We start from the raw sequence: 26,718 nt of genomic DNA, 5'->3' as shown, positions 1-26,718 counted from the left end.
AATATGATTTAAAATATTGTTATTTACAATATCGAAATAGAATAACTTTTCTCATATCATTAATAAGATTTAGATTTTCATTGAAACGTTTTTCAGATTGTTCTAAAAGCTTTAAAGTTTGCACGTTTTTAAGGTGTTCTTCGTGGTCTTTAATTTCTTGGTTAACTTTATTTGGAAATTCTTTTCTGACATCATTTAAACGTAAAAATGGTATTACTGAACCACAAAGAAATTGATGCCAGAATTTTGTTTTCCAAAGTGCATAAGCTGTTAAATTGATATTGTCAAAATCTTCTTTGTTCTCGAAAATGATAACAAAACTATTTGTGAATGGCTCATTTGAAGGTTTTCCACTGTTTAACCCTTTGTTTAAAATGAAAAGGTGTGGGTTTTTGTAAATCGTTCCTTTAGTGTAGGTTTTAATAACAAATTTTAGCATAACATCGGCTTTTAAAAATTGGTTAGATTTTCAAATTTCTGCGGTGTTTCTTATGAAATGCAGGTGTGCCTCGCTATGCTCCACACACATAAATTTTTCAAAAGAAAAAAGAAAAAAAAGAAAGCCGTCATTTCAAGTGGAAGGTTTCAAAAAAGCAAGTTTTTCGGATAAAATACTACCCGAATTGTCTTCGTATATGGAGTAGTGAAGTTTACGATGCATATCATTGCGAAATGGTATGGGTGGAGATTTTAGCCGAAACCTGAAAGGCTTGAACTTGCTTTTTTGTAAACCTGGAACTTATCTTTGCTTCCTTTTTTTTATTTATTTTTTTTTGAATTTCCAATCAATCCTTGTTTTGAAATCGGATGTTATTCTGACATCGTTCTAACTATCGTGATTGTCTTTTGGAATTCAGGAGTTGTTTAAAGGGTATTGAATTTTAAAACAGGATAAATAACCATAGGCAAATCATAGATAATGCTTTTATCCTATTTTAAAATTTAATACTCTTTTGTGGATTTGATTTTTGAGGATGCTTTTTTTAAATTATGAATTGTGATTAGTGAATTATGAGTTTACTTTCTTATGAAAATGGGAAGCATCTTCAAAAAACAATGCATTAACTAACCTAGTGCGATGAGGCAGTAGCGCAGGCAAGTGTGTGGTTTTTTATTTGCTTATGGGATTGTTGTGATTGCTTTTATGTTGGATAGATGCCTTTTTTGAGTGATTAGGAATAAGTAATTAGAGAATAGTTGTGATGGAAAGGTTTAAGGCATCTGGCCAGCGTGAAAGCAATGTAGTTTGTGGTTTCTGGCAAATGAAAAATCATACTCTTGCTGTCCTTTTTTGATTTTGTGGGTGCCAGAAAGTAATTATGAATGAAGAATTATGAATTGTGTTGTTATGGAATTGTAGCACGCACAAAAACAATGAAAATACTACCTATGTCTGCGGTTAATTGATAAAAAGAGTTCTGCTTTTCATGCGATATAAAAATTATCTAACTACCAAAAATATGCTACGGATTATTGAAAGTGGTTTGTGAAGGACGGTTTTTTTTGTAGCTGGGTGATGCGATGGGAGCTGCAAAAAATGTTGTCCTGGAACAAACCACACGAGCCTTGGATGAGCGGCTTTTTTACATAATGTTATTATAGTGCATCCGATGGTTTCATTAGAAGCAGGATATTTGTTTATGCACTATAATGCCACATTATGTAACTAAGCTTTGGGAAAGTTTTTGTTGCCTTGCACTATTTTTCTATCGGAGTGATTAACTTCTGGCATACAAAAACTTTTGGAGCGTTGGGAAGGGGTGGCAACTGGAAACTAATTAAAACATACTTCCATTACTATACTATTCGGAAAAATATTTTTTGTAAAGCACAGCAAGACTTTAATTTTTTTATTACTGTTTTCATTTAATAAGAAAGAATAAAGTAGATTTTATAAGCCTTTTTCACATTTAACAAATAGAATATAAACTATCTTTAGTTCTTTTTTTATGTATCAATTATTATCACAAAAGTATTTTTGTTATCCTGCCTATTTCTATTAGCTGAGGAAGAATTTAACTATTATTTTACCAATTTCAATATTCTTAATGCACCGCTACCAACAACAGCAAATACAATAGCTCCGATAATCAAATCAGGATAGCTTGAATTGAGCCAATGAACCAAAAGCCCTGCAACGATAACACCCGAATTGATTATAATATCGTTTGATGTAAAAATCATAGTTGCCTGTATGTGGGCTTCTTTGCTTTTGTTCTTTTGCAACAGGTAAAGACAAAATATATTTGCCATTAGTGCCAAAACAGAAACGATAATCATAGTTTGAAAATCGGGCATTTTTTCAAAGCCTAAAAAACGCCTGATAACTTCAACAAAACCAATAACAGCCAATAGGATTTGAAAGTAACCTGCAAATTTGGCGATGTTATTTTTTCTTGCAATCGTACCTCCAACAGCAAACAATGCCAAAGCATAAACAATACTGTCCGCAAGCATATCCAAGCTATCCGCTACCAATCCCATTGAATTGGAAAAAATGCCAAACACCATTTCTAATCCAAAGAAAACGAAATTGATAATCAATACCGTCCATAGTAGTTTACGTTGGCTATTGCTTGTATCTGTTTCAACAACTGTGTTAGTTTCTTCGGTTGAAATCAACGTTGTATTTAGGTTCAAGGTTTCCAAAGCCGAAAAAATCGGCTCTGGGGTTCCACTATGATAAACATTCAATTTTCTATTGGGAATATCAAATTCCAATGACTTTACCGTATCGAAGTCTTGCAATTTCATACGGATTAATTGCTCCTCACTTGGGCAATCCATTTTTGTTATATTGAATATGGTTTTATTCATCTTCTTAAAGTCTAAATTTTATTCCACCGTTAATTACAAATCCGTCCAATGGTGCATAAATATCTCTAAAAACAGGGTTGGTTATTGTGCCTGTATAAATGTTATCAAAACGTGTCTGTCTTGTATCAAGGAAGTTTTCAAAGTTGATGTACAAAGAAAACCGTTCCCAAATTTTTTCAGCCATAAAGCCACATATAACATAGTCTTTTCCTGTTGTTCCGTCATTAAGTTTTTGCTGACTAAAATAATAGGCTTCCAAACCGATTTTCCATTTATCCTCTATTTCATACATAAGTACAGAGTTAATGCGATGTTTTGGTGTTAGTGGATTTTCGGTATTTGTTCCGTTTTCAATCAATCGGGTATCGGTAAAGGTGTAGCCCAAAAACAATTTAAAATCATCATAACCGATTTTGATATTTGTTTCTGTTCCTTTGGTATGAATGTAGCCCGATGAATTCATGAACTGATATGTATTTGTAGCTATATTTTGAAGCAACAAAGGGTTATCCAAATAGGTGTAAAAGAATAAATGATTTATGCTAAATGTCCAATCATCGCCAATATTAGTACGGTAATTTATGTCTGCATTTGCTCCGTAGCTCTTTTCTAATTTATTGGTATTATCATCAATAGGCATTACGTTTTGATATTGTATGCGCTCGCTTTCTTCGGTAAAAATGGTTGGTGTTTTGTAGCCAAATCCGTCCCCGATACGTGAAGTCAATCCGTTTGCAATCCTAAAAAATGCCGATACTCTTGGCAAAAAAACAGCTCCGTAATCTATCACGTAATCCGTTCTTAAACCTGTTTCTAATTGAAGCCAATCCGTAGCTTTAAAAGAATTTTGAACGAAAGCCCCGAATGTGGTATGGTTGTAATCTCTCAACGGAAATACGGTAATCTGCTTTTCTTTAAAATTGTCCGTCCAAACATTAACGCCTGTTACCCATTCCGATTTTTCTTTGCTGTGGGTATAGCTTGCTTCGGTAAAAGTGGCTGTTTGTGTTCCCTCAAACTCGTAATTGGGAATAGCTGTATTGCGGTTAAAATAACTTACGCTGTTCTTTATCTGTACAAAACTGTTTTCGTTTACTGTATGGTCAAAAACAAATTGGGTAGAATAGCGTTGTGTTTTGTTTTCTTCAAAATATTGGTGTGTGTTATCGCCTTTGCCTTTGATGTAAAGCATATCGCCACCCAAACGGTTTTCAATGGTGGTGTTAATACCGAAGTTCATTTTTGTTTTATCATTGAAGTAAACAAATAATTTAGGGTTCAGTACATACCTTTCAAATTTAGGAATGGCAGAAAGCCCGATTTGTGCAGGGTCGTAAGCTCCGTTGCGATTATGCGAAGCAAATATTGTTGTTCCGATTTTCTTAAACTTCTGTCCGTAAAAACCGTTGATGTCTAAACCTCTGCCCGATGTTCCGTTTAAATGAAAACGCAAATCCCTTTCTTCCGTTGGTGTCTTGGAAATCAGATTTACCAAACCTGCTATTGCTCCACCACCGTACAGTGTAGATGTTGAACCCTTAATAACCTCAACCTGCTTTAAGTCAAGCGGTGGAATTTGCAACAAGCCTAACCCACTTGAAGCACCCGAATAAATAGGAAAACCGTCTTTTAAAATTTGCGTATATCGTCCGTCAAGCCCTTGAATACGAATACTTGCATTGGCACTTGTGGGCGATGTGGTTTGTACGTGAATACCTGTACTCTCACTCAAAAGCATACGAATATCCCCTGCTTTCATATTTCCTTTTTCGTCTAATTCTTCACTTCCTATAAATTCAATACGTGTAGGGATATTTTGGATAGTTCTTGTACTTCTTGTAGATGTGATTACAATTTCGTCCAACTCCGTTGAACTTTCATAAAGTAAAATCTCAATCAGGGTTGTATCTTCTAAAGGAAAATTAAAGCTGTCGGTACGTTGAGTAAAACCAATATAACTAAATTGAATTTCCTGCAAACCGTTTGGAATACCTGTTAATATGATTTGTCCGTTTTCATCTGAAGTTGTTGCGATTGTAGTTCCCGTAACCTGTGCGGTTACACCCATTAAAGGCTCTTTTGTTTCGCTGTCTTTTATGACCGCTTTAAATGTATTCTGTCCGAATACGGTATTTATATGAAATGCTACCATTAGCAGCAAAATGATTTTTAACTTCATTGTCTGAATGATTATTAATGTTTGAAAAATAAGAATTGGCGGTGCGTAGCACCGCAATTTGTTATTGTGCCTAAGGCACTGAAACATTAACTAATCTTAGGCGGTTGCCAAATGGCAGAGAAAAAGTCAGACGTAGTATTGTCCTTGTATATGGAAACTTTTTTGTCTGAATAGGTAAGAACAGAGTGTAAAGCAAAGTTTGCTATCGGGAAAGTAAACCCTACACAAGTGTGGCAATTCATAAAAGGTGAACAACAATCGCCACAATCTTTATCATCTTGGTTGTCTTGGGATTGTTCAGTCGTTTGCTCCTGAAAACATTTGTCCTCAACAAAAGTCGGTAATGCTGATAACAGCAAGACATAAAAGGCTAATATTAAAGATATAAATTTCATTTTGCGAAGATACTGAAAAAAATACTCTTTTAGGAAAAGTACAATTTAGTTCGTAAATATAATATGTTTCTTTTTATTAGAACTATAACAGATTAGTAAACTATCTTCATTTAAGGTAGGGAAAGCAGATATTGTTATTGAAAAAATATTATTCTTCATAAAATTTCATTTTAATTTCTATGTGTAAAATGCTTTTTCCATTACTTCCTGTTCGCTTCGGGAAATTCCGATTTCATTTGCCATTGTTTTCCATTTGATCGTAACTCCTAAGACTTGCTGGATAATTTCCTCCATTTGATTATTGTTTAATCGGAAATATTCACCTACACTTTTTGCTAAATCGAAATCCAATTCATTGTTATCAGTATCAATATTTAAGGCTAAGCCGTCTTTGTCTATGGAAGGATTGAGGTCATAGGCCGGAGATAATATCCAACCTTCTTTGGTTAGTATAAATCCGTGGTTTCTTAAATGATCATCGGTGTTGGAAATGGCTATGTTGAAGATTATCCTTCGCCATAGTTGGTGTAGGTTGGCTTCTATGTTTGCTCCGTGATTACTAATAAATTCTGCAATATCTAAGTAGCTTGCTTGGTTGTCTCTAATGGTGTCTTCGTTATTTCCGGTCATTGTCATTGCGGATGCAAAGTGGATTCGTTCTCCGTTTTTACGGTCGAAACGTTTTGTGAAAAAGGTATGGTGTTTGCCTAAAATTCTTTCCATATGACAAGGTGCCATTTCAATTCCAGCCTTAGTTGCCAATTGATACGCTAAAAATTCCCAAGCAGCTTTGTCAATGGTATCTGTTTTGGATGGAAATTTGGCAATCCAAAGACTTTTATCTGCGTCTAGAATATTGGCTTTAGGTCGTGCTCCACCTAATGACGAACCAGGTGTTATTAGTACTGAAAGGTATCTGTTGACATCTTCATTATTTATATCATTTTCAAAAATGAAGGCAGCATTTTGAAGCTCTCTAATTGAAGCCCAAGGAGGTGTTGATGTTACTTTATCATTGTCTAAAAATTCACCCACCAGGTCTATTTTAAAACGCAATGCTCCCATACGGCTTTCATCAAAAACACCTAACAGAAAATCTATATCGTAAAGAGTTTTAGGCTTTACATTCTTTTCTCTTGCCAATTGTGCTTCTCTACGTTTCATTAGTGTGCGTCCCCAAGTATCGGGCATACTGTCGAGAAAAATGCCGAAGTTCTCTTTTTGATTTGGATATTGTGGCCCACCATACAATTGTATGTCGGGGTCGAGTAAGAATTGTTGTCCTGATTTGAGCCAGTCCTTATCGTACTCAAAGCTAAATGCTTTCTTGCCTTTGGCTTGTTGTGCAGACAAAATACCAACTATCTTTGGTTCTTGCATTCCAATCCAATGAGCGTAAACGTATATATCGGTTTTTGTGGACATTTTAGACGGTTGTATTTTTTAATTTAAAAGGTTCTCGATACAATTTTCACTCCATTGCATTGCGTAAAAATCACTCGAACTGACGTTTCATTTATATCTTATAATTATTTTAAAAGTTCGAGGTCTTGGAGTTTTCTTCCCAGTTCGTCGTCTGCAGCTAGTTTTAAGAAATCATCCTGTAGGCCTAGCACTCGTAGTACATTGAAATAGGCACCCATAGCCACACTTGGGCTTCCCTGCTCAATTAAGTGTAAGGTTGACCTCGCAATATCAGCTCTTTCCGCTACTTGAATCATCGTAAGTTTTCGCCTTTTACGAGCCATCTTTACATTTTCTCCCATCTGCTCTAATACTTTCTCGTATTTTGGAAAAACGGATTGCTTTTTACTGGTTGTTGCCATATCAAATGTTTGTTATTCTGAACAAATATACTATTTATGTTTGAAATAACAAACATAAGTGTTTTTTAGTTGTGTTATAACTTTGGCAAAAAAACCTACTTTTTGCCAAAATTATATAGCTGATTTCTTTTGTTGCGTATTGTGATATACTTTATATTACAAATAATAAACTAAAATATTGATAGTAAACTAATGTGGTTTATTGTGTAAAAACAGGTTTATTGTTTTGTTTATGAGGTGTTTACTGTTTAACAATTTTTCCACCCACTTATTCACCCACTTTTAGATGTTAATTTCTCTTGAATTGAAAATTATTATTTTTTATTATTCAATAAATCAGCTGCTTAGCAATACGACATAAAGAGATTGTAGGTTAATTATCTACCCACCTTTTCTACCCACTTTCTTGTCTTCACTACTCTATTTTTCAATAATTGAGACAAATATTGAACATTGCGATATGCAATAGGGTCTATGATCATTTATAGTTGTTTTGTCAGGTTGAACCTGATTATTTTACTACGAAACATCTTTTTTTCCGTTAAACTTTGGCAGTAAACAACATTTATTGCCGAAGCTTAATCGTATTCAAAGGAGTCAATAAAAAACTTTAGGTTATATAATTCAAGTACGCAATCGTCTTCTAAATCTTCGTTTTTTAGTTGGTCTATTTCTATAAAGGATAGGTCGTTTGCAAAGGACTTTTCGCCTATTAGATGTTCGATGTGAACATAAACTGCCTCTCTAAGTCTTGGGTTGTCTTTATGGATGATGTAATTTTTGAGCAATACTTTTATTCCTAAATCGGTTGGTTTGTTTGGGTTTTCTAATGGTATGAAATACATTTCGCTTATTCGCAAAGTGATGCCGTAATATTCTAGTGGTTTGTCGGTGCCGTTTTCGTATTTGGTTAGGTTGGTTTCGGGTTGGAGAAAAGCGGTTATTTTCCAACGTTTTATATTTGGAGAATGACGAACTAGTAATTCTACTTCTTTGAAAAGATAAGGGTTTCCGTTTGCTGTAATGATTATCTCTGCACCGTTTGTTTTGTTTTTGATGATGAGGTCTAGATCTTTGTTGTATTGATGTAGTATCTCGATTAGTTTGTCGAAATGTGTTTTTAGTTCTTCTTTTGGGATTTCGTTTAGGAGTAGAAAAACGAAGTTGTTTTGTTGGAAGTAGTTCCAGAAGGTGGTTATTGTTTTCATTTTGTTACTTTTTGTTGAAACGCGGATTTACACGAATTTTATCTTTTGTCTTGTGCTGTTTTTTCGAATGCAATTAAATTGACCATCTCACGTAATCTAGAACGAATTCGGTTGCCGTAGTGGGTTTCTATTTCTGTGGCTGATAGGTTTGTGGTGATGTGGGTTTTTAGTTTTTTTGAGATGAATATATCATATCGGCTTAATATAATTTCTGCCATTACATTGCATTCGTTGCCGAAGTATTTTAAATTATTTTCTGTTCCTAAATCGTCGAAACAATAGGTTCTTGGTTCTGATTGGTAGAGTTTACCGATGCTGTATTTGTGAATGATTTGGTAGCCATCTTGGATGAATTCAAAGCTGATGTCTCGACAGGGTTTCACGTAGAATTTGTGTTCGGTTGCTGTTAGGTATTTCATTAGGTTCATGAGTGATGTTTTTCCGCAACCTATTGGACCGGATAATAGTATTCCCTTGTTGAGATTTATTCCGTATTGAAAACATGTTGGCTCGTCTCTTAGGAAATAGGCAATGAGTTTGTACACGATTGGGTAATCGGTTTCTATTATCTTGAAATGATTGCCGTATAGTTCAACTCCTTTTTTTTCTAACCAAGTAATGACCTCATCATAGCTATAATGGCTCTGAATAGTCTTTGTCGGTTGTTGTATTAAGCTGTTTTGCTCTGTTTGGTTGTTCTGCATTTGAAATGAATTTTGGTGCGTTAATCATCCAATTTTGTGCTGCTGCTTGCCAATCGACCATTGGTGTTTTCCCACCGACTAACCAACCGACACTTTTGAAGTAATTGTAGAATTTTTGAGCTTCTTGTTCCGGAAAGTTATTTTCTTGGAAATAGGTTTTTACTATTTCGATTGTTGGTTTCTCGACTTCGCTCGAAGTGACAAATTCATCTTTCTTTTTTTCGCGCAACTTTTTTTCTTTCTCATCTTCGGTTTCATTTTTTAAAACTGAATTATTTATTTCTTCAAAATTTTTTGTGTGTTTTTCCAAGTTTGAAACGTTTTTATCGTTTAAAATGTTTGTATTGTTTATATAGTTTATAGAAGGTACTAATGCTTGTTCAGTACCTGTTTCACTACTAGTACAAGACTTGTTCAAAGCTTGTTCAGAAACAAGTTCAATAAGTGGTTCATTTTTTAGTTTTCTTTCGGATTTTGGCAGCGGTTTTAAATCTTCCGAAAAGTTGAATAAAATGACATGGCTTCCTTTGAATGGATTGTAGGATGGTTCGTAATTGATATAACCCAAACTATGCAAGTTCTTCAGACATTTGTGATAGGTTGCTTTTGAACTGATTTTGCTTATTCGCATTACCTCATCGCGATTGATACTGATAGGATTTTTGAAACGGTTGCAGTTCCAAAATTGGAATAGGGCAATGTATAAGCTTACGTGTGTTGGATTTAGCGTTTTATCAATGGCTACTTTCTCAAAGAAACCAGTGAGGTGTTTAATGTAATTCATTTGGAAGTATTAAGATTGGAGTATTAAGTATTAAGACTTAGAGCAAGGTTATGAGATTGCTTTGTTTCACACAATAACATTATTTGAACAGAGTTGGAACTGCATTTACTTTATTGCCGTTTAGGAGTTTTTCGATGTCTGAGTTGTCATAATACATAATGCCACCAACTTTGGTATAGGTTAGTGTTCCGTTGATGCGGAGATTTTGTAAAGTACCTGGAGAGATGTTTAACAGTTTGCGGACTTCATTGGATTTGAGCCACTGTTTTGCTTGTTGCGGTTTTGAATGAATGATTTCTTTTAAATCATTTAGAAGAAGACTGCGAAATTCGTTTAAGTCTTCGCGTGTGATAACTTCGATTGCCATAACTTGTGTTTTAAATTGTTATATTTTACCGATTAACACCCAAAATGACCTTAATAAATCGGTCTTTTTTCCTTTCTTCTTCAAAATAAAAATAAAACGTAACAATGGTTATGCTTAATTTTTCTTTATTGAATAAAGAAAAATAGCCTCAATTTCTTTAAGGCAATTTTGAATATTAATCGGTAATACAAATTTGTGAAGTTTGATTGATTTTAATTCACAACCTAAACACAAGTTGTGTACGATTTTTTATTAAAATAGTACAAAGCACTTTGTTTTCTAGCTTTATTGAATTGAATGCCTTTCAGCTTTAAAATTCAATTTGGGAAATTAGGTGAAAATCATGGGTTTTTAAGCTGATTCACAACCTGAACACAAGTTGTGTGTTTTTGGAAAATATTTATCTGTAAAAAAGGTTATTTACTTTCATTTTCTTCTGCTAGAATTTGCTTTTCTAGCACTTCTGAAAGTTGATTGATGAATTTGGAACGACCTGTTTTTCTGTTTTTGATATCAATGTAAAAACGATAAATATTTTCTTCAATATCTTGATTGAAAATTTTACCAAAGAATAAAGCTAATTCCTTAATATCGGTATTGCCGTTGTTTATTTTTTTGGAATGATGTAAAGCATAAATGAGTTCGACTAAATCTATTTTAGTTCCAGTCCAATTAATTGTTTGTTGCACAGAGGGATGTACTATTGAGCAGTTGTTTTCTAATTTTTCAATTTTATTTTCTAAATAATTGGTCAGTATATCGTTAGAGATCATCAATGCCATACTATAATCGTGACTCGTACATAATTTCAGATCATAATTGATCAAAGAACAATCTCTTTTTAAAATATTTGAATCTTTTTCTCTTAAAAAATAAATGGTGTCTTTATGTGAAGCTCTTGCTCTATAATATTCATAAAACTTCCTGTTTTTATTGGTGTTTTCTTGAATTGAGTTTAAAGCATCTTCATAAAATTTAATCTTATTCTTTTTTGAAGTTGGTAAGTTCGTTTCTATACTTAAAACCGTTTTGTAGTAGATAAGTTTAGATATAAATATAGGTTTCAAGTCTTTGAAAAAATATATTTCTTCTTCTGGAGAACTAAATTTATGTTTTTTTAGCCATTTGAATAGTTCCTTACTTCTAGTTTCAATTAATTCAGTGACTTTATTTGCAATGACAATACTGTCTGAATTTGTAGTTTTAATGTTTTGATACTCCTTTTCAAATTCACTAAAAAAATTCAGACAATACTCATTCATTTTAATACAATTTGGGTTAGTTTGTATAAAACTTCATTGTGTTAAAAATATTGTTAAAATAGCTAATTATTTTTAGTTGTTTGAATAAATAAATTTGTGTTTTAAATTTTTATAGTTCTTAATCGTAATGCATTAGCAATAACTGATACAGAACTAAAGCTCATTGCTAAAGCTGCAATCATTGGAGAAAGTAACAAACCAAAAACTGGAAATAAAACACCTGCTGCAATTGGAACTCCTAAAACGTTATATATAAAAGCAAAAAATAAGTTTTGTTTGATGTTTTTCATTACAGCATTACTTAGGTTTTTTGCTTTTACAATTCCTTTTAAATCTCCTTTTACCAAAGTAATTTTTGCACTTTCAATGGCAACATCGGTTCCTGTTCCCATTGCGATTCCAATATCAGATTGTGCTAATGCTGGAGCATCGTTTATACCATCACCTGCCATTGCTACTATTTTACCTTTGGCTTGTAACTCTTTGATGTATTCTAATTTATCTTGTGGTAAGCAACTTGCTCTGAAATCCGTTAAATTAAGTTCAGAGGCAACAGCTCTTGCTGTATTTTCATTATCACCAGTTAGCATAATAACTTGAACTCCTTGTCGCTTTAACTCGTTAATAGCTTCTAAACTTGATTTTTTTATAGCATCTGTAATGGTTATATATCCTACTACTTTTTTATCGAAAGCGATGTAAGAAACTGTTTTACCTAACTTTTGTTCTTCAATTACTTCTTTTTCAATAGTTGAAAAATCTTGAATTCCTTCTTGCTCTAAAAGTTTTTTGTTACCTAAACTGACTTTTTCATTGTCAATAAATCCTAATACTCCTTTTCCTGTTATAGAGTCAAATTTTTCTACTTTAAAAAAAGTACTGTTTTTAGATTTAGCAAAATTTACAACTGCTGTTGCCAATGGATGTTCGCTATTTTGATTTAGAGATGCAATTTTTCCTAAAGTGGTATTTTCATCTACATCTTTTGTAATAATTTTTTCAACTGATGGTTTTCCTTCAGTTAGTGTTCCTGTTTTATCGGTTATTAGAACATCAATTTTATCCATTTTTTCAATGGCTTCTGCATTTTTTATTAATACACCAGATTTTGCTCCTTTGCCAACTCCAACCATAACTGACATAGGTGTTGCTAGACCTAATGCACACGGACAAGCAATTATTAAGACCGCAATTGCATTAATAAATCCATAAACCAATTTAGGTTCTGGTCCAAAAATCCACCAAACAAAAAAGGTAATAACTGATATTAAAACTACAATGGGTACAAAATATTTTGAAATTTTATCTACTAAATTTTGAATGGGTGCTCTTGAACGACTTGCGTCAGAAACCATTTGAACGATTTGCGATAATAAAGTTTCAGAACCTACTTTCTCAGCTAACATTAAAAAGGATTTAGTTCCGTTTATGGTTCCAGAACTTACTTTATCGCCCATTTTTTTATCTACTGGAATAGGTTCTCCAGTAATCATTGATTCATCAATGGTGCTGTTTCCTTCTGTAATGATTCCATCTACAGGAATTTTTTCTCCTGGTTTTACTCTAACTATATCTCCCTTTTTAATGTCGTGAATTGAAATTACTTTTTCTTCACCATCAATCACTAAGGTAGCTTCGGTTGGTGCTAATTTTAATAACTCTTTAATAGCTCCACTTGTTCTGCTGTGTGCTTTTGCCTCTAACAATTGCCCTAACAATACCAAGGTTAAAACTACAGCTGTAGCTTCAAAATATAAATGGACTGTCCCTTCTGAAGTTTTGAATTGGTCAGGAAAAACAGTTGGAAATAATAATCCGATAATACTAAAAACAAAAGCAACTCCAGTGCCAATACCAATTAAGGTAAACATGTTTAAATTCCAGTTGATAATGGATTTCCACGCTCTTTCAAAAAACATCCAACAAGCATAGAAAACAACAGGAATCGTTAATATAAATTGAATCCAATTCCAATATTGTAACTCCATAATTTTGTATAATGGGTTATTTGGAATCATATCAGACATGGTAATAATAAAAATAGGCAAGGTGAAAATTGTAGCAATTTTCATTTTATGTACTAACTTTTGATAGGTTTTGTCTTCTTCAGATTCGGTTGGTTCCATTGGCACTAAATCCATTCCACAAATAGGACAACTTCCTGGTTTGTCTTGAATTATTTCAGGATGCATGGGACAAGTATATTGTGTGTTTTGAATTACCGTTGGTTGTTGTACTAAATCCATTCCACAAACAGGACAGTCACCCGCCTTATCATACACTTTGTCACCTTCACAATGCATGGGACAATAATATTTACCAGCTTGATGGTTGTGCTTTATTTCTTCATGTTTGTGCTTTTTTTCTCCAGTAGAACAACAACTTTTTTGAACTACTTCTTTACTAGAATTATCTGATAAAGTAATTTGATATTTACAATCTTTTCCTCCTAAAGCATTTTGTAAAACTTCTATTTCAACATGTTTAGACATGATAATAGTTGCTACTTTGTCTTCTTTAGAAACTGCAACTTCTGTGACATGTTCAACATTAGACAAATCTTTTTTAACTTTAGCTTCACAACCTGAACAGGTCATTCCTGTAATTGTATATGTGTGTTTCATCTTTATTTTTTATTTTCTATACGTTCAATCATTTCTTTCATTTGATTGATTTCCTTTTCTTGAGCATCAATAATATCATCAGCGAGCTTTTGAACTTCTGCATCTTTAAAATCGGCATTACTACTAGTCATAATCGCTGATGAATGATGTGGAATCATCGCTTTCATCCATTGAACATCACTTATTGGAGTTTGTGTTCGCAATAAATAAAATGTTCCAAAAAAAGTAAATGCAGCAAAAGCAATAATTCCTATATTGATTTTACGATTTGGATACATCTTCCACATGAATATTAACATAGTAATCGCCATAGTAGCAATCATTAACGTTGTCATATAAAAGCGAGTTAAACTGTTTAGAACATGATCAAATTCAGCAACATTTAAAAACATCACTAAATACATAATGACAAATGATACTGCCATGATTAATCCAAATTTTGGATACGGATTTTTTTTTGAGTGTGTTTGATTTGTTTGCATATTGTTTATTTTTAAATTTATTTTATTTTTTCAATTTAAAAATTTATTAAAAGAACAAGTTATATAGTTGTTGGTCTTTATTACAAAATTTTAATCTGAATTAAGAAAAATAAATTAAAAATCCGCTTCTAATTTATTTATTATGACTAAAACTTCTTATTTTTTACTTATTTTTCTTTTTAAAAGTTGAGCGTTAATTGCAACGATAATTGTGCTTAAACTCATAAAAACCGCTCCAATTGCTGGACCTAAAACAAAACCAGATGAATATAAAACTCCTGCGGCTAATGGAATAGCAATAACGTTATATCCTGTTGCCCAAATAAGGTTTTGAATCATCTTATTATATGTAGCTTTACCAAACAGGATTAAATTAGCTATATCTTGAGGATTGCTATTTACTAAAATAATATCTGCGGTTTCTGCAGCAACATCTGTTCCTGAACCTACTGCAATTCCTACATTAGCTTGTGCTAGGGCAGGTGCATCATTAACACCATCACCAGTCATAGCCACAAACTCACCTTTGGCTTGAAGTTCTTTAATTATTTCAACTTTTTGATGTGGTAACACTTCTGCAAAATAGCCATCTAAACCTAACTTATCACTTACTGCTTTTGCTGTGATTTCGTTATCTCCAGTAGCCATTAATACTTTAATATTATTCTTTTTAAAAATTCTAATTGCTTCTGCTGATTCTGGTCTGATTTCATCTGCTAATGCAATAAAACCTACTAACTTATTGTCGATTACAATAAAAACTACTGTTTCTGCAGCATCACTGTAAGCATCTTCTGGAATTGAAATATTATTTTCACGTAAATATCCTGGACTTACTACTTTTACCTCTTTTCCTTCTACAATAGCTTCTACACCTTTACCTGTAATTGCTTTAAATTTCTCTAGAGTAGGGATTACAACTTTGTTTTCTTTTACTTTTTTAATAATCCCAACTGCAATAGGATGTTCTGAACTTTGTTCTAAAGCACTAGCTAGTCTTAAAACTTCCTCTGTAGTGAAATTTTTATCTACCGTTTCAATTCTTGTAACACCAAAATCTCCTTTAGTTAATGTTCCTGTTTTATCAAATAATAATGCCGAGATTTTACGAGATTCTTCAAATGCAGTTCTGTTTCTAATTAATAAACCATTTTGAGCAGAAACTGCTGTTGAAATTGCTACAACTAAAGGTATGGCAAGACCTAATGCGTGAGGACATGCAATTACCATTACCGTTACCATTCTTTCTAATGCAAAAACAAAAGGAAATCCTAAAAGTAACCATGTAGCTAAAGTTCCAAAACCAATAGCTAAAGCGATATAAGTAAGCCATTTTGCTGCTCTATCGGACAAATTTTGCATTTTTGATTTTGTCTTTTGAGCGTCTTCAACCATCTTAATCACTTTATTAAGATAGCTGTCTTTTCCTGTGTGTTCTACTTTAACGTTTATAGTGCTATTTCCGTTTACAGAACCACCAATGACTTTATCATTTACTTCTTTTTTAACTGGTTTTGACTCACCAGTTAGCATTGATTCATTTAAGTAACTTGTGCCTTCAGTGATTATTCCATCCGCTGGAACTTTTTCACCTGGTTTTATAAGTATTATATCATCTTTTAATAATTTATCAAGAGCTATATCTTCAATTTTATCTCCAATAACTTTATGTGCTTCTGCAGGCATCATGCTTACCAAAAGTTGCAAGGCTTTTGAAGCACCCAAAACACTTTTCATTTCTATCCAATGTCCAATTAGCATGATGGCTATAAGTGTAGCCAACTCCCAAAAGAAGTCAACTCCTTTAAGTCCAAATACGGTTGCAGAACTATAAAAATAAGCAACACTAATTGCCATTGATATTAGTGTCATCATACCTGGAGCACCGCTTTTTATTTCTGACCAAAATCCTTTTAGAAAAGGCCAACCACCATAAAAATATACGATTGTTCCTAAACCAAATAATACATAAGGATTACCGGGTAATAAAAATTCATAACCAAAAAAATCTTGTATCATTGGAGATAAAAATAATATGGGAATGGTTAAGAATAAGGTTACCCAAAAGCGTTTTTTAAAATCATTAATCATCATTTGGTGGTGGTCATGACCTGCCATTCCCATTGGAACGCTACCATGATCGTGCTTCATTTTTGAATGATCCATTTTTGAATGGTCTTCTGTTTTATGATTCATTTTAGAATGATCCATTTTTTGGTGTTGTTTGTTATTTTCCATTTTAATAAATTCTTTAGTTATTTGGATATTTTAGATTAAGATTTTTTAAATGTTCTGTTAGTATTTTTGCTACTTGATAGTTACGATACCATTTTTTGTTTGCAGGAATTATATTCCAATCTGGACTATCGCAATTATTAATTATGCTATTATAAGCCGTTTGATATTTATGCCATAATTTAGCTACATTAGTATCTTCTTTGCTGTATTTCCATCGCTTATGAGGTTTGGTTAATCTTTCTTTAATTCTTTTTTCTTGTTCTTCTTTTGATATATGTAAAAACATCTTGATTACAGTAATGTTATTTAGCTCAAAATGCTCTTCAAGGTTTTTAATAAGTTTACAGCGATGTATCATCATTTTATCAGAACTTTTATTTTCTATTATGGGCATGATGATATCTTCATAATAAGAACGATTGAAAATCTGAATTACACCTTTTGGTGGAACATGTGAATATACTCGCCACAAAAAATCATGACTTAATTCTTCTTCTGTTGGTTTTTTAAAAGATTTTACCTGAACACCTTGTGGGTTCATACTACTAAAAACATGTCTTATTGTACCATCTTTACCAGAAGTGTCCATTCCTTGTAGTATTATAAGTAAAGCAAATCTTCCATCTGCATAAAACTTATTTTGCAGTTCAAAAAGTTCTTTTCGCAACTTTTTTAATGCTTCCTTTGCTACATCTTTAGACAGATTGTTTACGGGTTCTACTGAAATATCATTAAGAGTATTCATTTTAGTGTTTTATTGTAAGTTTCTGTATCATTTCTTCATTTAAATTTTCGCTATACATACCATAAGCATCGACTAATAAACCTTTAATTCCTTCTTTAGATGATATTGCATATAGTATACTATTATCATCTGTACTGCTCATTCCCTCAAATCGATAAAAGGCATCAACCTCAAAATCTTCAGGATGTATTTTAATTTTAAGTGAAGCACATTTTATGCAATCAGGATTCAAATTGAAGTCATAGGTATACCCTTTATTTATTAAATCGTTTATTGCTTCTGAAAGAGTGTCGTAATTTCTCATTTTTTTTTTATTTATAGTCCATTGTGAAGTAGCTGCCATCCTTTTCGACAAATTTTTGATAGGATAACAATCCATTTGCATTTAACTTTTCAGTTAAAGTATAATTTAACTGTTTAACTCTTATTCCTAAAGTATATGCTTTTATGATAATTTTTGACTTAATAATTACGCTGTTATTATTTACTTCTTTTTTTCTGTCGTAAATTTTTATGGTACTCTTTGAACCAAAAAAGTTCATCAAGCCAGAATCAAAACTTATATCTAAATCAATATTGTTTAACTTTTCTATATTGTACAATTCTTTAAAATTTACAGATTTAGAACTAATTTCAGTTTCTTTTGATTTTGGATTAGCAAAAGGAAAAACAAATACTACGACACTAAACTTGTCTGGTTTGCATTTGTAGGTTGTTTCATATTTATCTGTTGCTATTTTATTTTTATCAAATAATTCTGTTTTGACCTTTATTTGATAATTTCTGTTCTTATTTAAAATTTTTCCAGCTTCAAAGATTTGCTTATTTAGTAAGTCACCTTTTTCATTGAAGTTTTCTCTTGTAATTGTTCTACCTTCAATTTGATCAATAAACATAGTGTCCTGTGATTGTACATTTGAACTTATACCAATTATAAACAGTACTAAAAGCGATACTTTTGCTTTAATAGAAGAGGTTTGATTATTGTTATTGTTAGCCATTATTTTGATTTGTTTTATAAATTATTCAATAGATATTCTACCCTTTCTAAAGGAGGTAAAACAGGAATAAAAACAATTGGAAAACCTAAATTTTTATAGACCTCAATTATTAACTGATGAATATTTTTTTGGTCATCTTCATTTTCTGTTCTCGCATAATCTTTTGTAAATGGCAATCTGTCTAAAATAAAGATTTTTTTATAAGAAACTGCTTTTATTGCATTTAATAATTTTTCATCATAATCTAATTTCAAAAATTGATAATATGCTTGTGCATCTGGAATTGCTCTATCTAAAAACACAATATCTTCTTTATTAAGTGATCCTTCTTGTTCAATTTGCATATCCAAAACACCTAACTGAAATTTTCTTTTATTAGACCTAATTTCTTCTACAGAATGTCCTTCATCGTGCATCGTATCAATGTAATGTCTGGCATGTTCTATGGTAGTATTGTATCCTCTTTTTTGAAGTAAATCAATAATAGTGGTTTTACCTGTGCTTGGTCCTCCAGTGATGACGTACCAATTGGTCTGTTTTGATTTGATTGTTTTGCTGTTCATAATACTAAATTTACTTCAAGATTAAACCTCTTCAATATTATAGAGTTGAGGAATTTCAGCATCCCAATTATAGGTTTCTTTAATTCCTTTTTGTAATGCAACTGCACCCTCATTTTCTCCATGAACAATAAAAATTCTATTTGGTTTTTTCTTTATTTTACTCATCCAATCTATCAGTTCTGTATGATCTGCATGAGCAGAAAGTCCTTCAATTACTGCCACTTTCATATTAAATGGAACCCATTTTCCATACACTTTTAATTCTTTTTCACCTTCTAATAATTTTCTTCCACGAGTTCCTTCGGCTTGATAACCTACAAAAAGTAAAGTGTTATTAGGGTTTTGTGCTTGTGTTTCTAGATAGTTGAGCATTCTACCACCCGTAAGCATTCCGCTTCCTGCTATTACAATTTTTGGTTTATTATCAGCACGTAATTCTAATGTTTCACGATAACTACTTACAACTGTGAAGTTAGCACACATTTCATCACATTCATTATCTTTCAATTTGTGCCAATCTCTTGTGTTGTGAAATAGTTCTAATACACTAGCTCCCATAGGACTATCCATTATCATTTGAACTTTTGGTATTTTCTTTTCTTTGAGTAATTTCCAAAAAATAAACATCATTAGTTGTGCTCTTTCTACCGAAAAGCTTGGAATAAATAAGCTACCACCATTATTAATGGTTTCATTTACTAACTTTTCAATTTGTGGAATAGCTTCTATTTCATCTGGATGAAATCTTCCACCGTATGTTGATTCTATGAAAAGTACATCGGCTTTTTTAGGTTTTAAAGGTGGATATAGTAATAAATCGTTTGTTCTTCCAATATCTCCGGAGAATACAAATCGTTTTCCGTGAATATCCAACTCGATAAATGTAGCTCCTAAAATATGTCCGTTGTATTGAAATCTTGCTTTTATACCTTCAAATAATGGAATCCATTGTGCTTGAGGTATCGCTTTAAAGTGTGGTAATGTATTTTCTACATCTTTTAAATCGTATAACGGTTCTGCAGGACTATGTTTTGAGTAGCCTTCCTTATTTGCACGTTCTGCTTCTTGTTCTTGTATTTTGGCACTATCATTTAGTATGATTTTTGCGATATCTAAAGTTGGATTGGTTCCATATATTGGACCATTAAATCCTTGTTTAACTAATCTTGGAAGATAACCCGTATGATCCATGTGACCATGAGTAAGCAATACAATATCAATTTCTGAAACATTAACAGGTGGATATTCCCAATTTTTTAAACGTAGTTCTTTTATTCCTTGAAAAAGTCCACAGTCGATTAATATTTTTTTATCTCCTGTATCTACTAAATATTTTGAGCCAGTTACTGTGCCTGCTGCACCCAAAAAGTGAATGTTAATTTTATTATTTTTCATTTGTCAATACTATTTAATGGTTACTACATAATACATTTGAATCATCTAAAATATTTTTCTGCCTTGTTTTTGAAATACCGATTTGGTCTAAAATAGTTGGGTTTTCGTGAAGCTCTTTACAAAGCACTATTCCTTTGTCTAATAATTTTGCTTTTTCGTTTTTTGTTAATGTTGTTAAAGCGGTTAATGGGTGAAGGCCAGACTTATCTATTCTGTCTTTTAAACCATTACCATACGGGTAATCCCAACTTGTCATTAGTAAACCAACACATTTGCCATATTGTATGGCATCTGTAGTAAATCGAGTATTGGTATAAACTCCTCCTTTATGAAGTTTTGCTTCATGACCTTTTTGACGTTCCCATTGTTTTTCTACATCTAAAAATCTCGAATGGATGTATAAAGGAATTTTTACATTACAAAATCTACCTTGGTCACTATGGTATTTGCATTCAATCATATAATGGTTGTTCTCTTTTTGAGCGATTACATCTATCTCATGCTGCACACAATTACCCTGTACAATTACCCCAACCTCTGTAGCAAAACCTTCATGTTCCATTAGTTTACCAACTAATTTTTCAAAAGGAAAACCAGTAGGACCTAATTCCATAAGTGCTTTTTTAAGTTTATAACGAGAGGCACTCACTGAAGACTTGCCTTTAAGCATTTTAAAAGCCATCTTGTAGATTTGTTTGGTTGTCATACCATCATAAAGTACTGCTTCAACTTGCTCTACAATTTGTTGAATAAGTGTTTCGTTAGCTTGAGAACGTCTTAAGGAATTTATAAGTTTTTCAACTTGAAAAAGAGCTTTATCTCCGTTTGCTTTTATGATGTTTATATTATTCATTTAGATGTATTTTTTTGATATTTGTTAATGCAAAAACTATAATAAAAAAACTTAAAAATATTTCAAGCATGATAACAAATTTAGCAACATCTGATACTGGAGTAATATCTCCAAAACCTACTGTTGAAAATGTGATTACGCTGAAATAAAAGAAATGGTATAGATTAAATAGGTATGTATTTGAAAAGTCAGGTATGCCTTCAAATGCAGCATGGTCGAATTGATATAAGCAAGTGTAATCTGTAGCGAATGAGAAAACAATTATTACAATAATTAGTCCAAAAACCCATAGTAAACGCTCTAATGAATGGCAAATTTTTATGAGTTTTGAAAGTTTTTTTAACGTAGTTAAAGTAATCACAATGGTTTTTATTAATGCTGCTACAGCAACTACTATATGAAAAGGTAATGCACTATGGTCTATCATCGTCATTAAAACAACATAAATTAATGCAATTCCAACAATAATGATAATTGGAAGTGCTGTTTTTCCAAAAAGCAATTTATAAAATGCTTTTTCTTTGATATAATTTAGACTACTTGACATCATTATAATTTTAAATAAGTATTGTCATTACTGGTAAATTTGAATGATTTGTTATTCCTTCTGCTATGCTTTTAGAAAATAAACTTAAAAAACCTGTTTTACCATGAGTAACCATTGCTATTAAGTCTACTGGTTGTTGCTTTATAAATGTATTAATACCAATTTCTACAGAATCTTCATTATAAACTGCTTTTGAATAATTTTCAAAATCTGGAAATTTTTTCAATAGTGAATCGATATTAGTTAAACTACTTTCAATACTGTTAAAATCTGTTTTTGTATTTATTTGTAATAAGTGAATTTTAGCATTACATTTTTTAGCTATTGAAATTACTTGTTTAAAGGCATTAGTTACATCTTCTTCAAAATTTGAAACAAAAACAATACTTTTAAATGGAAATTTTATTTCTTCATCTTTAACGACTATTACTGGAACTTTAGCTTTACGTACAATATCTTCAACATTACTACCTGATATTTCTCTAATTACTCCCTTTGTTCCACTACTTCCTGTTATTATAAAATCGTGTTGAAAATGACCAGAATGGTCTAAAATACTTTTATCATCTACATCATATTGAAGAAAAGTTCGACATTTAAGTCCTTGATTTTCTGCACTTTTTTCTAATTCTCTCAAATTTGCTTTAGCACTTCCTATTTGTTTCAAAGTTTCAGGGTATCTTTCTTCTTTTAGCTTATCTAATTTTACCCAATCTACAGGTGTTTTTATATAGTGTAGAAAATGAATTTCCGAATTATATAATTTTGCCATTTCAATGCCAAGTTGTGCTGCTTTTTGGCAGTTTTCGGTGAAATTGGTTGGTACTAATATATTTTTCATTTTATTTATATATTTTAAATAATTCTAAATTTTGATGCAATTCATTACTGTTTTGTAGATATTATGCGATAGTGATACTATCATCTAAATATATACTTTGGACGGATTGCAATATTTTTACTCCTTCACTAAATGGCCGTTGAAATGCTTTTCTGCCTAATATTAGACCTGAACCACCGGCTCTTTTATTTATTACTGCGGTTGTTACTGCTTCCATTAAATCTGATTTTCCTTTAGAACCACCACCCGAATTAATTAGTCCAATTTTGCCCATAAAGCAATTAGCAACTTGCAATCTACATAAATCGATAGGGTGGGAAGTAGTTAGTGATTTGTACATTTCATCATCATATTTGCCAAAGCCTATATTTTTGAAACCAAAATTTGTAGATGGCAATTTTTGTTTAATTATGTCCGCTTGAATAGTTACTCCCAAATGGTTTGCTTGCCCAGTAAGATCAGCTGCAGCGTGATAATCAACTTTATCTTTTTTGAATCCTTCATTACGAAGATAACACCATAAGATTGTTGCCATTCCTAAATTATGTGCTTCTTCAAAAGCTTCTGCTATTTCGTTGAGTTGTCTGTTGCTTTCTTCAGAACCAAAATATATTGTGGCACCAACTGCAATGGCACCCATATCCCAAGCAGATTTTACCTTTCCAAATAGTGTTTGGTCGAATTTATTAGGGTAGGTAAGGAGCTCATTATGGTTAATCTTCACAATAAAAGGAATTTTGTGCGCATATTTTCTAGCATTAAGACCAAGTACACCAAAAGTTGATGCTACACCATTGCAACCCGCTTCAATAGCTAATTTTATAATATTTTCTGGATCAAAATAATCAGGATTTTTATAAAATGAAAAAGCTGCACTATGCTCAATACCTTGGTCAACTGGAAGAATACTTAAATAACCTGTTTTACCTAAATTTCCATGGTTGTATAATTGTGAAAGGCTCCGAAGTACTTGAGGACTTCTATTTGATTGAATAAAAATATTATCCAGACTCCTTTTTGAAGGAATTTGTAATTCATCCTTGGTTATTTTTTCACAAACATGGTCTAAATAAAATGTCGCTTTTTTTCCTAGAATTTCGGTTATACTTTCGGTTGCTTTCATTTTTATAGTGTTTAACTAATTCCTAAACTTATATTGGTTTTCGTAATGGATTTTTGAGCATCCGTTTCAATTCCTGTGAGTGCACGAATGGCATCAATAGTTTCAGGAATAACAATAGCTTGGTTATCTACTACGTAGGCATAGAAAAGTTCATCGCCCACTACTTTTAGCATATCTTCCCAAAGCGCTACTTCGTACATATCTCCCCATGGTCTTCCCATATCCAAAAACATTTCCTTTATGGTATTGTTAGAAACCAATCCTTGGTCGTAGCGAATTAATTTAATACGACTTGATGTTTTGAAAGCTGTTAGTACTTCTTCTTTAGTTGTGTTTTTTTTTAACTTAACATTCCAATAATGCATGTGGCTTAAGGTTTCCGGAACTTTTACCGCAACGGTAATTACATCTAAGTCTGGGTCTACACTTTTTGCATCAGGCCCTTGATGACTTGGAATTTCCTTTTCGGGAACCATTGTATTCATAATACCCCCTAAATGACTTTCCCACGGATCTGTTGCTCTTCTTAATAATGTACCCCTAGCATATTCTAATAAACCCGCTTTTTTCAAAGCAGTCAATGTTCTTAAAATGGAAGTGGTATTACAAGAAACAACTCTTGTTGCCTCTAAATTTAATGCTGATTGATAATTATTTTCGGCACTAAACGAATGATTTGTAGTTTCATGCTTTTCACCACCTTGTAAAATAAATTTTATATTTTGTGCTTTGTAAATTATCACATTTTGTGCTGCGATTTTTTTTGGTGTACAATCTACAACGAGATCTGACTTTTCTAAAAGCAACTGCATATCTCCTTTTACAGTGATTCCTACTGCTTCCATGTTATCTGCAGCTTCAGTTGTTGCTGCATAAATATTATACTCTTTTCGTACAGCATTTTGAATACGCCAATCGCTAATGATATCACAAACTCCTGAAAGTATCATGTCATCTTGTTTATTTATGGCATCAGCAACTCTTTTTCCTATTACACCATAGCCTATAACTGCAATATTTTTCATGTTTAATTATTTAAAATATTTGTATGAGCTTCCTCTTTTTATATTTTAAATCAGATAGGAAACCTGTTTTAATAATGAATTATTTTTTAACTTTAATTTGAATATTATAAAATACTCCAACACAAGCCCCTATAAGCCAACCTAAAATAAATGTTTGAATAATCCCAAAGAAAGCTTCTAAAAGCGGTACATCCATTCTTATAATATTGCTAGTATCTAGTCCGTGTAACAAGCTGTTAAAAAAAGTAATAGTTCCTTCTTTTCCTGCAGTTGCCATTACAATCATACAGCCGAGATAAAGAAAGGCAGCTGTTAGACCGAATGCAAAACCAAGTTTTTTTACGTTTAATTGATACATAGTATTGGGATTTTAAGTTATTTGCTCGCGTTTAAAATCTTTTTCGATTCTTCAAATTCTTCCTTTGTAATTTCTCCTTTAGCAAAGCGTTTTTTTAAAATATCGAGTGGGGAATCTTTTTTTGCTCTTTGCCCAGGAATACTCCATGGTGTTGCAAAAATCCATATGATTAATACCATCCATATAATCCACCATATAAGGTGCATTCCTCCATAATGTGCTTCGTTTAAATGCATAATAATTGTTTTTAAGTTGTTTCTTTAAATTCAGTAATGGTATATCCTTTTAGCGTATTGAGTTGCTCTTGTAATTCATCAACCGTAAGACTTTCACTCATTGTTATGATAGCAGCTCCTTTAGGTTCTAAGAAAATTTGGGCTCTCTCAATATTAGGATGTACTTCCAAAGTTTTCTTAACACTTGCTATGCATCCACCACAGCTAATTCCGTTTATTTGATACTTCTTTTTCATTTCTTAGATATTAATGGTTATGATGCCCTTTGTGCTCCTCTTTATTACTTTGAGTATTATCTTGTTTTTATTCCCCGTGATTATGATTACCATGTCGATGCGACCCATGAGGCATAAACAGGTGACAGGCAAACATAAAAATGATGAAAAGGAAAAGTGAGGAACTACTTCCTATGCCAAGAGTAGGTGCTAAAAAGATGAATAGTAATGGTAGGACACAGCCTAAAACCATCCAAATCCAGTGATTATTTTTCATAGTGTGCTGGTTTATAATACTCCTAAAGGTATTTACTCCTATCTTAAATCAGCTACACAATTTTCGTTAAAATCTATATAATTTCATCGTAATGATTTCGTTTTGAATCGTCATAATTTTTATATTCTGTCATACTCATTCCAACAATTTCTTTAAATTGTCTTGATAAATGGTTGACATTATTATAATCCAATAAATATCCTATTTCAGAAAAAGTATGTTGTTTCAATTGAATTAACTCTTTGACTTTTTCAATTTTTAATCGAATGAAGTATTTTTCAATTGTAATTTTTTCTGAATGTGAAAATAGTTTACTTAATGATTTATATTCATGATTGAGTTCTGCACTCAAAACTTGTGATAAATTCACTTTGATATCCAATGGTAATTCTTCCAATTTATTAAATAGAAAATGTTTGATTTTTTCGACAAGAATTTCTTCTGAACTATGAATTATTTCAAAATTATTGGAATGCAATACTTTTTCAATTTGAAAGATAATATCATCATGATTACTATTTGAATCATCAATAACTAATTCTCCAAGTTCAATAGATGTGACTTTTATTTCTAGTTCTTCAAGCTCTTGTTTTATCACTTTTAAGCAACGACTACAGACCATGTTTTTGATATATAATTTCATGATTTTTTAT

General features: G+C 32.0%; 28 protein-coding genes. All 28 read right to left on the bottom strand.

Annotation, left to right across the window (positions count from 1 at the left end; translation table 11 throughout):
• Window positions 1-19: 19 nt before the first annotated feature.
• A complete protein-coding gene (locus tag AABJ49_RS09565) occupies window positions 20-439 on the bottom strand; it encodes a hypothetical protein (protein ID WP_338378051.1) in 420 nt (139 codons plus the stop codon).
• A gap of 1,583 nt (window positions 440-2,022) precedes the next feature.
• Window positions 2,023-2,817: a cation diffusion facilitator family transporter gene (locus tag AABJ49_RS09560; protein WP_338378050.1), complete on the bottom strand. Its 795-nt coding sequence runs from the start codon at window positions 2,815-2,817 to the stop codon at window positions 2,023-2,025.
• A 4-nt stretch (window positions 2,818-2,821) separates the two neighbouring features.
• Window positions 2,822-4,996, bottom strand: coding sequence for a TonB-dependent receptor (locus AABJ49_RS09555; protein ID WP_338378049.1), 2,175 nt, complete (start codon window positions 4,994-4,996; stop codon window positions 2,822-2,824).
• Between the two features lie 86 nt (window positions 4,997-5,082).
• On the bottom strand, window positions 5,083-5,391 hold the full coding sequence (locus AABJ49_RS09550) for a DUF6660 family protein (RefSeq protein WP_338378048.1): 309 nt from the start codon (window positions 5,389-5,391) through the stop codon (window positions 5,083-5,085).
• A gap of 177 nt (window positions 5,392-5,568) precedes the next feature.
• Entirely contained in the window at window positions 5,569-6,555 is a 987-nt protein-coding gene (locus AABJ49_RS09545) for a HipA domain-containing protein (RefSeq protein WP_338378047.1), read from the bottom strand.
• 365 nt (window positions 6,556-6,920) lie between these two features.
• Complete coding sequence (locus AABJ49_RS09540) at window positions 6,921-7,217, bottom strand: helix-turn-helix transcriptional regulator (RefSeq protein ID WP_140996399.1); 297 nt, start codon at window positions 7,215-7,217, stop codon at window positions 6,921-6,923.
• Window positions 7,218-7,795: 578 nt separating this feature from the next.
• Window positions 7,796-8,425: a hypothetical protein gene (locus AABJ49_RS09535; protein WP_298179485.1), complete on the bottom strand. Its 630-nt coding sequence runs from the start codon at window positions 8,423-8,425 to the stop codon at window positions 7,796-7,798.
• Between the two features lie 38 nt (window positions 8,426-8,463).
• Window positions 8,464-8,808, bottom strand: a complete 345-nt coding sequence (locus AABJ49_RS09530; protein WP_338378046.1) for a hypothetical protein — start codon at window positions 8,806-8,808, stop codon at window positions 8,464-8,466.
• Between the two features lie 250 nt (window positions 8,809-9,058).
• Window positions 9,059-9,913, bottom strand: a complete 855-nt coding sequence (locus AABJ49_RS09525) for a transcriptional regulator (protein ID WP_338378045.1) — start codon at window positions 9,911-9,913, stop codon at window positions 9,059-9,061.
• A gap of 79 nt (window positions 9,914-9,992) precedes the next feature.
• Entirely contained in the window at window positions 9,993-10,280 is a 288-nt protein-coding gene (locus tag AABJ49_RS09520) for a helix-turn-helix domain-containing protein (RefSeq protein ID WP_338378044.1), read from the bottom strand.
• 416 nt (window positions 10,281-10,696) lie between these two features.
• Window positions 10,697-11,542 (bottom strand): RteC domain-containing protein, encoded by an 846-nt coding sequence (locus tag AABJ49_RS09515; protein WP_338378043.1) that lies wholly within the window; start codon window positions 11,540-11,542, stop codon window positions 10,697-10,699.
• 101 nt (window positions 11,543-11,643) lie between these two features.
• Window positions 11,644-14,166 carry a heavy metal translocating P-type ATPase gene (locus AABJ49_RS09510; RefSeq protein WP_338378042.1) on the bottom strand — a complete coding sequence of 841 codons (2,523 nt, stop codon included), beginning with the start codon at window positions 14,164-14,166 and terminating at the stop codon, window positions 11,644-11,646.
• Between the two features lie 2 nt (window positions 14,167-14,168).
• The gene (locus tag AABJ49_RS09505) at window positions 14,169-14,648 is read right to left on the bottom strand and encodes a DUF305 domain-containing protein (RefSeq protein ID WP_338378041.1); all 480 of its coding nucleotides are present in this window, start codon (window positions 14,646-14,648) and stop codon (window positions 14,169-14,171) included.
• Between the two features lie 156 nt (window positions 14,649-14,804).
• Entirely contained in the window at window positions 14,805-16,886 is a 2,082-nt protein-coding gene (locus tag AABJ49_RS09500) for a copper-translocating P-type ATPase (protein ID WP_338378040.1), read from the bottom strand.
• A 13-nt stretch (window positions 16,887-16,899) separates the two neighbouring features.
• Window positions 16,900-17,631 (bottom strand): PPK2 family polyphosphate kinase, encoded by a 732-nt coding sequence (locus AABJ49_RS09495; protein WP_338378039.1) that lies wholly within the window; start codon window positions 17,629-17,631, stop codon window positions 16,900-16,902.
• A 1-nt stretch (window position 17,632) separates the two neighbouring features.
• The gene (locus tag AABJ49_RS09490) at window positions 17,633-17,935 is read right to left on the bottom strand and encodes a phosphoribosylpyrophosphate synthetase (RefSeq protein ID WP_338378038.1); all 303 of its coding nucleotides are present in this window, start codon (window positions 17,933-17,935) and stop codon (window positions 17,633-17,635) included.
• Window positions 17,936-17,942: 7 nt separating this feature from the next.
• Window positions 17,943-18,632 carry a hypothetical protein gene (locus AABJ49_RS09485; protein ID WP_338378037.1) on the bottom strand — a complete coding sequence of 230 codons (690 nt, stop codon included), beginning with the start codon at window positions 18,630-18,632 and terminating at the stop codon, window positions 17,943-17,945.
• A gap of 14 nt (window positions 18,633-18,646) precedes the next feature.
• The gene (locus tag AABJ49_RS09480) at window positions 18,647-19,195 is read right to left on the bottom strand and encodes an ATP-binding protein (protein WP_338378036.1); all 549 of its coding nucleotides are present in this window, start codon (window positions 19,193-19,195) and stop codon (window positions 18,647-18,649) included.
• 21 nt (window positions 19,196-19,216) lie between these two features.
• Window positions 19,217-20,590, bottom strand: a complete 1,374-nt coding sequence (locus AABJ49_RS09475; protein WP_338378035.1) for an MBL fold metallo-hydrolase — start codon at window positions 20,588-20,590, stop codon at window positions 19,217-19,219.
• A 13-nt stretch (window positions 20,591-20,603) separates the two neighbouring features.
• Window positions 20,604-21,443 carry an ATP cone domain-containing protein gene (locus AABJ49_RS09470; protein WP_338378034.1) on the bottom strand — a complete coding sequence of 280 codons (840 nt, stop codon included), beginning with the start codon at window positions 21,441-21,443 and terminating at the stop codon, window positions 20,604-20,606.
• On the bottom strand, window positions 21,436-21,990 hold the full coding sequence (locus AABJ49_RS09465) for an ion channel (protein ID WP_338378033.1): 555 nt from the start codon (window positions 21,988-21,990) through the stop codon (window positions 21,436-21,438). Before AABJ49_RS09465 ends, AABJ49_RS09470 begins: the two co-directional genes overlap by 8 nt.
• A gap of 10 nt (window positions 21,991-22,000) precedes the next feature.
• Entirely contained in the window at window positions 22,001-22,831 is an 831-nt protein-coding gene (locus AABJ49_RS09460) for a universal stress protein (protein WP_338378032.1), read from the bottom strand.
• Between the two features lie 61 nt (window positions 22,832-22,892).
• On the bottom strand, window positions 22,893-23,954 hold the full coding sequence (locus tag AABJ49_RS09455; RefSeq protein ID WP_338378031.1) for a class I fructose-bisphosphate aldolase: 1,062 nt from the start codon (window positions 23,952-23,954) through the stop codon (window positions 22,893-22,895).
• An 11-nt stretch (window positions 23,955-23,965) separates the two neighbouring features.
• Window positions 23,966-24,979, bottom strand: a complete 1,014-nt coding sequence (locus tag AABJ49_RS09450; RefSeq protein WP_338378030.1) for a type II glyceraldehyde-3-phosphate dehydrogenase — start codon at window positions 24,977-24,979, stop codon at window positions 23,966-23,968.
• A gap of 79 nt (window positions 24,980-25,058) precedes the next feature.
• Entirely contained in the window at window positions 25,059-25,337 is a 279-nt protein-coding gene (locus AABJ49_RS09445; protein WP_338378029.1) for a DUF5676 family membrane protein, read from the bottom strand.
• A 17-nt stretch (window positions 25,338-25,354) separates the two neighbouring features.
• Window positions 25,355-25,573, bottom strand: a complete 219-nt coding sequence (locus AABJ49_RS09440) for an SHOCT domain-containing protein (RefSeq protein WP_140996444.1) — start codon at window positions 25,571-25,573, stop codon at window positions 25,355-25,357.
• An 11-nt stretch (window positions 25,574-25,584) separates the two neighbouring features.
• Entirely contained in the window at window positions 25,585-25,809 is a 225-nt protein-coding gene (locus tag AABJ49_RS09435) for a heavy-metal-associated domain-containing protein (RefSeq protein ID WP_140996445.1), read from the bottom strand.
• Between the two features lie 329 nt (window positions 25,810-26,138).
• Window positions 26,139-26,708, bottom strand: a complete 570-nt coding sequence (locus AABJ49_RS09430; protein ID WP_338378028.1) for an AraC family transcriptional regulator — start codon at window positions 26,706-26,708, stop codon at window positions 26,139-26,141.
• Between the last annotated feature and the right edge of the window lie 10 nt (window positions 26,709-26,718).

Source organism: uncultured Flavobacterium sp., from assembly GCF_963922255.1.
In the GTDB taxonomy this organism is placed as follows: domain Bacteria; phylum Bacteroidota; class Bacteroidia; order Flavobacteriales; family Flavobacteriaceae; genus Flavobacterium.
This window is presented reverse-complemented; position numbering and strand designations above follow the sequence as displayed.

Excerpts from the sequence above, each read along its gene's own strand:
- AABJ49_RS09565 (WP_338378051.1), bottom strand. The coding sequence starts at position 439 with ATGCTAAAATTTGTTATTAAAACCTACACTAAAGGAACGATTTACAAA.
- AABJ49_RS09560 (WP_338378050.1), bottom strand. The coding sequence starts at position 2,817 with ATGAATAAAACCATATTCAATATAACAAAAATGGATTGCCCAAGTGAG.
- AABJ49_RS09555 (WP_338378049.1), bottom strand. The coding sequence starts at position 4,996 with ATGAAGTTAAAAATCATTTTGCTGCTAATGGTAGCATTTCATATAAAT.
- AABJ49_RS09550 (WP_338378048.1), bottom strand. The coding sequence starts at position 5,391 with ATGAAATTTATATCTTTAATATTAGCCTTTTATGTCTTGCTGTTATCA.
- AABJ49_RS09545 (WP_338378047.1), bottom strand. The coding sequence starts at position 6,555 with ATGAAACGTAGAGAAGCACAATTGGCAAGAGAAAAGAATGTAAAGCCT.
- AABJ49_RS09540 (WP_140996399.1), bottom strand. The coding sequence starts at position 7,217 with ATGGCAACAACCAGTAAAAAGCAATCCGTTTTTCCAAAATACGAGAAA.
- AABJ49_RS09535 (WP_298179485.1), bottom strand. The coding sequence starts at position 8,425 with ATGAAAACAATAACCACCTTCTGGAACTACTTCCAACAAAACAACTTC.
- AABJ49_RS09525 (WP_338378045.1), bottom strand. The coding sequence starts at position 9,913 with ATGAATTACATTAAACACCTCACTGGTTTCTTTGAGAAAGTAGCCATT.
- AABJ49_RS09520 (WP_338378044.1), bottom strand. The coding sequence starts at position 10,280 with ATGGCAATCGAAGTTATCACACGCGAAGACTTAAACGAATTTCGCAGT.
- AABJ49_RS09515 (WP_338378043.1), bottom strand. The coding sequence starts at position 11,542 with ATGAATGAGTATTGTCTGAATTTTTTTAGTGAATTTGAAAAGGAGTAT.
- AABJ49_RS09510 (WP_338378042.1), bottom strand. The coding sequence starts at position 14,166 with ATGAAACACACATATACAATTACAGGAATGACCTGTTCAGGTTGTGAA.
- AABJ49_RS09505 (WP_338378041.1), bottom strand. The coding sequence starts at position 14,648 with ATGCAAACAAATCAAACACACTCAAAAAAAAATCCGTATCCAAAATTT.
- AABJ49_RS09500 (WP_338378040.1), bottom strand. The coding sequence starts at position 16,886 with ATGGAAAATAACAAACAACACCAAAAAATGGATCATTCTAAAATGAAT.
- AABJ49_RS09495 (WP_338378039.1), bottom strand. The coding sequence starts at position 17,631 with ATGAATACTCTTAATGATATTTCAGTAGAACCCGTAAACAATCTGTCT.
- AABJ49_RS09490 (WP_338378038.1), bottom strand. The coding sequence starts at position 17,935 with ATGAGAAATTACGACACTCTTTCAGAAGCAATAAACGATTTAATAAAT.
- AABJ49_RS09485 (WP_338378037.1), bottom strand. The coding sequence starts at position 18,632 with ATGGCTAACAATAACAATAATCAAACCTCTTCTATTAAAGCAAAAGTA.
- AABJ49_RS09480 (WP_338378036.1), bottom strand. The coding sequence starts at position 19,195 with ATGAACAGCAAAACAATCAAATCAAAACAGACCAATTGGTACGTCATC.
- AABJ49_RS09475 (WP_338378035.1), bottom strand. The coding sequence starts at position 20,590 with ATGAAAAATAATAAAATTAACATTCACTTTTTGGGTGCAGCAGGCACA.
- AABJ49_RS09470 (WP_338378034.1), bottom strand. The coding sequence starts at position 21,443 with ATGAATAATATAAACATCATAAAAGCAAACGGAGATAAAGCTCTTTTT.
- AABJ49_RS09465 (WP_338378033.1), bottom strand. The coding sequence starts at position 21,990 with ATGTCAAGTAGTCTAAATTATATCAAAGAAAAAGCATTTTATAAATTG.
- AABJ49_RS09460 (WP_338378032.1), bottom strand. The coding sequence starts at position 22,831 with ATGAAAAATATATTAGTACCAACCAATTTCACCGAAAACTGCCAAAAA.
- AABJ49_RS09455 (WP_338378031.1), bottom strand. The coding sequence starts at position 23,954 with ATGAAAGCAACCGAAAGTATAACCGAAATTCTAGGAAAAAAAGCGACA.
- AABJ49_RS09450 (WP_338378030.1), bottom strand. The coding sequence starts at position 24,979 with ATGAAAAATATTGCAGTTATAGGCTATGGTGTAATAGGAAAAAGAGTT.
- AABJ49_RS09445 (WP_338378029.1), bottom strand. The coding sequence starts at position 25,337 with ATGTATCAATTAAACGTAAAAAAACTTGGTTTTGCATTCGGTCTAACA.
- AABJ49_RS09440 (WP_140996444.1), bottom strand. The coding sequence starts at position 25,573 with ATGCATTTAAACGAAGCACATTATGGAGGAATGCACCTTATATGGTGG.
- AABJ49_RS09435 (WP_140996445.1), bottom strand. The coding sequence starts at position 25,809 with ATGAAAAAGAAGTATCAAATAAACGGAATTAGCTGTGGTGGATGCATA.
- AABJ49_RS09430 (WP_338378028.1), bottom strand. The coding sequence starts at position 26,708 with ATGAAATTATATATCAAAAACATGGTCTGTAGTCGTTGCTTAAAAGTG.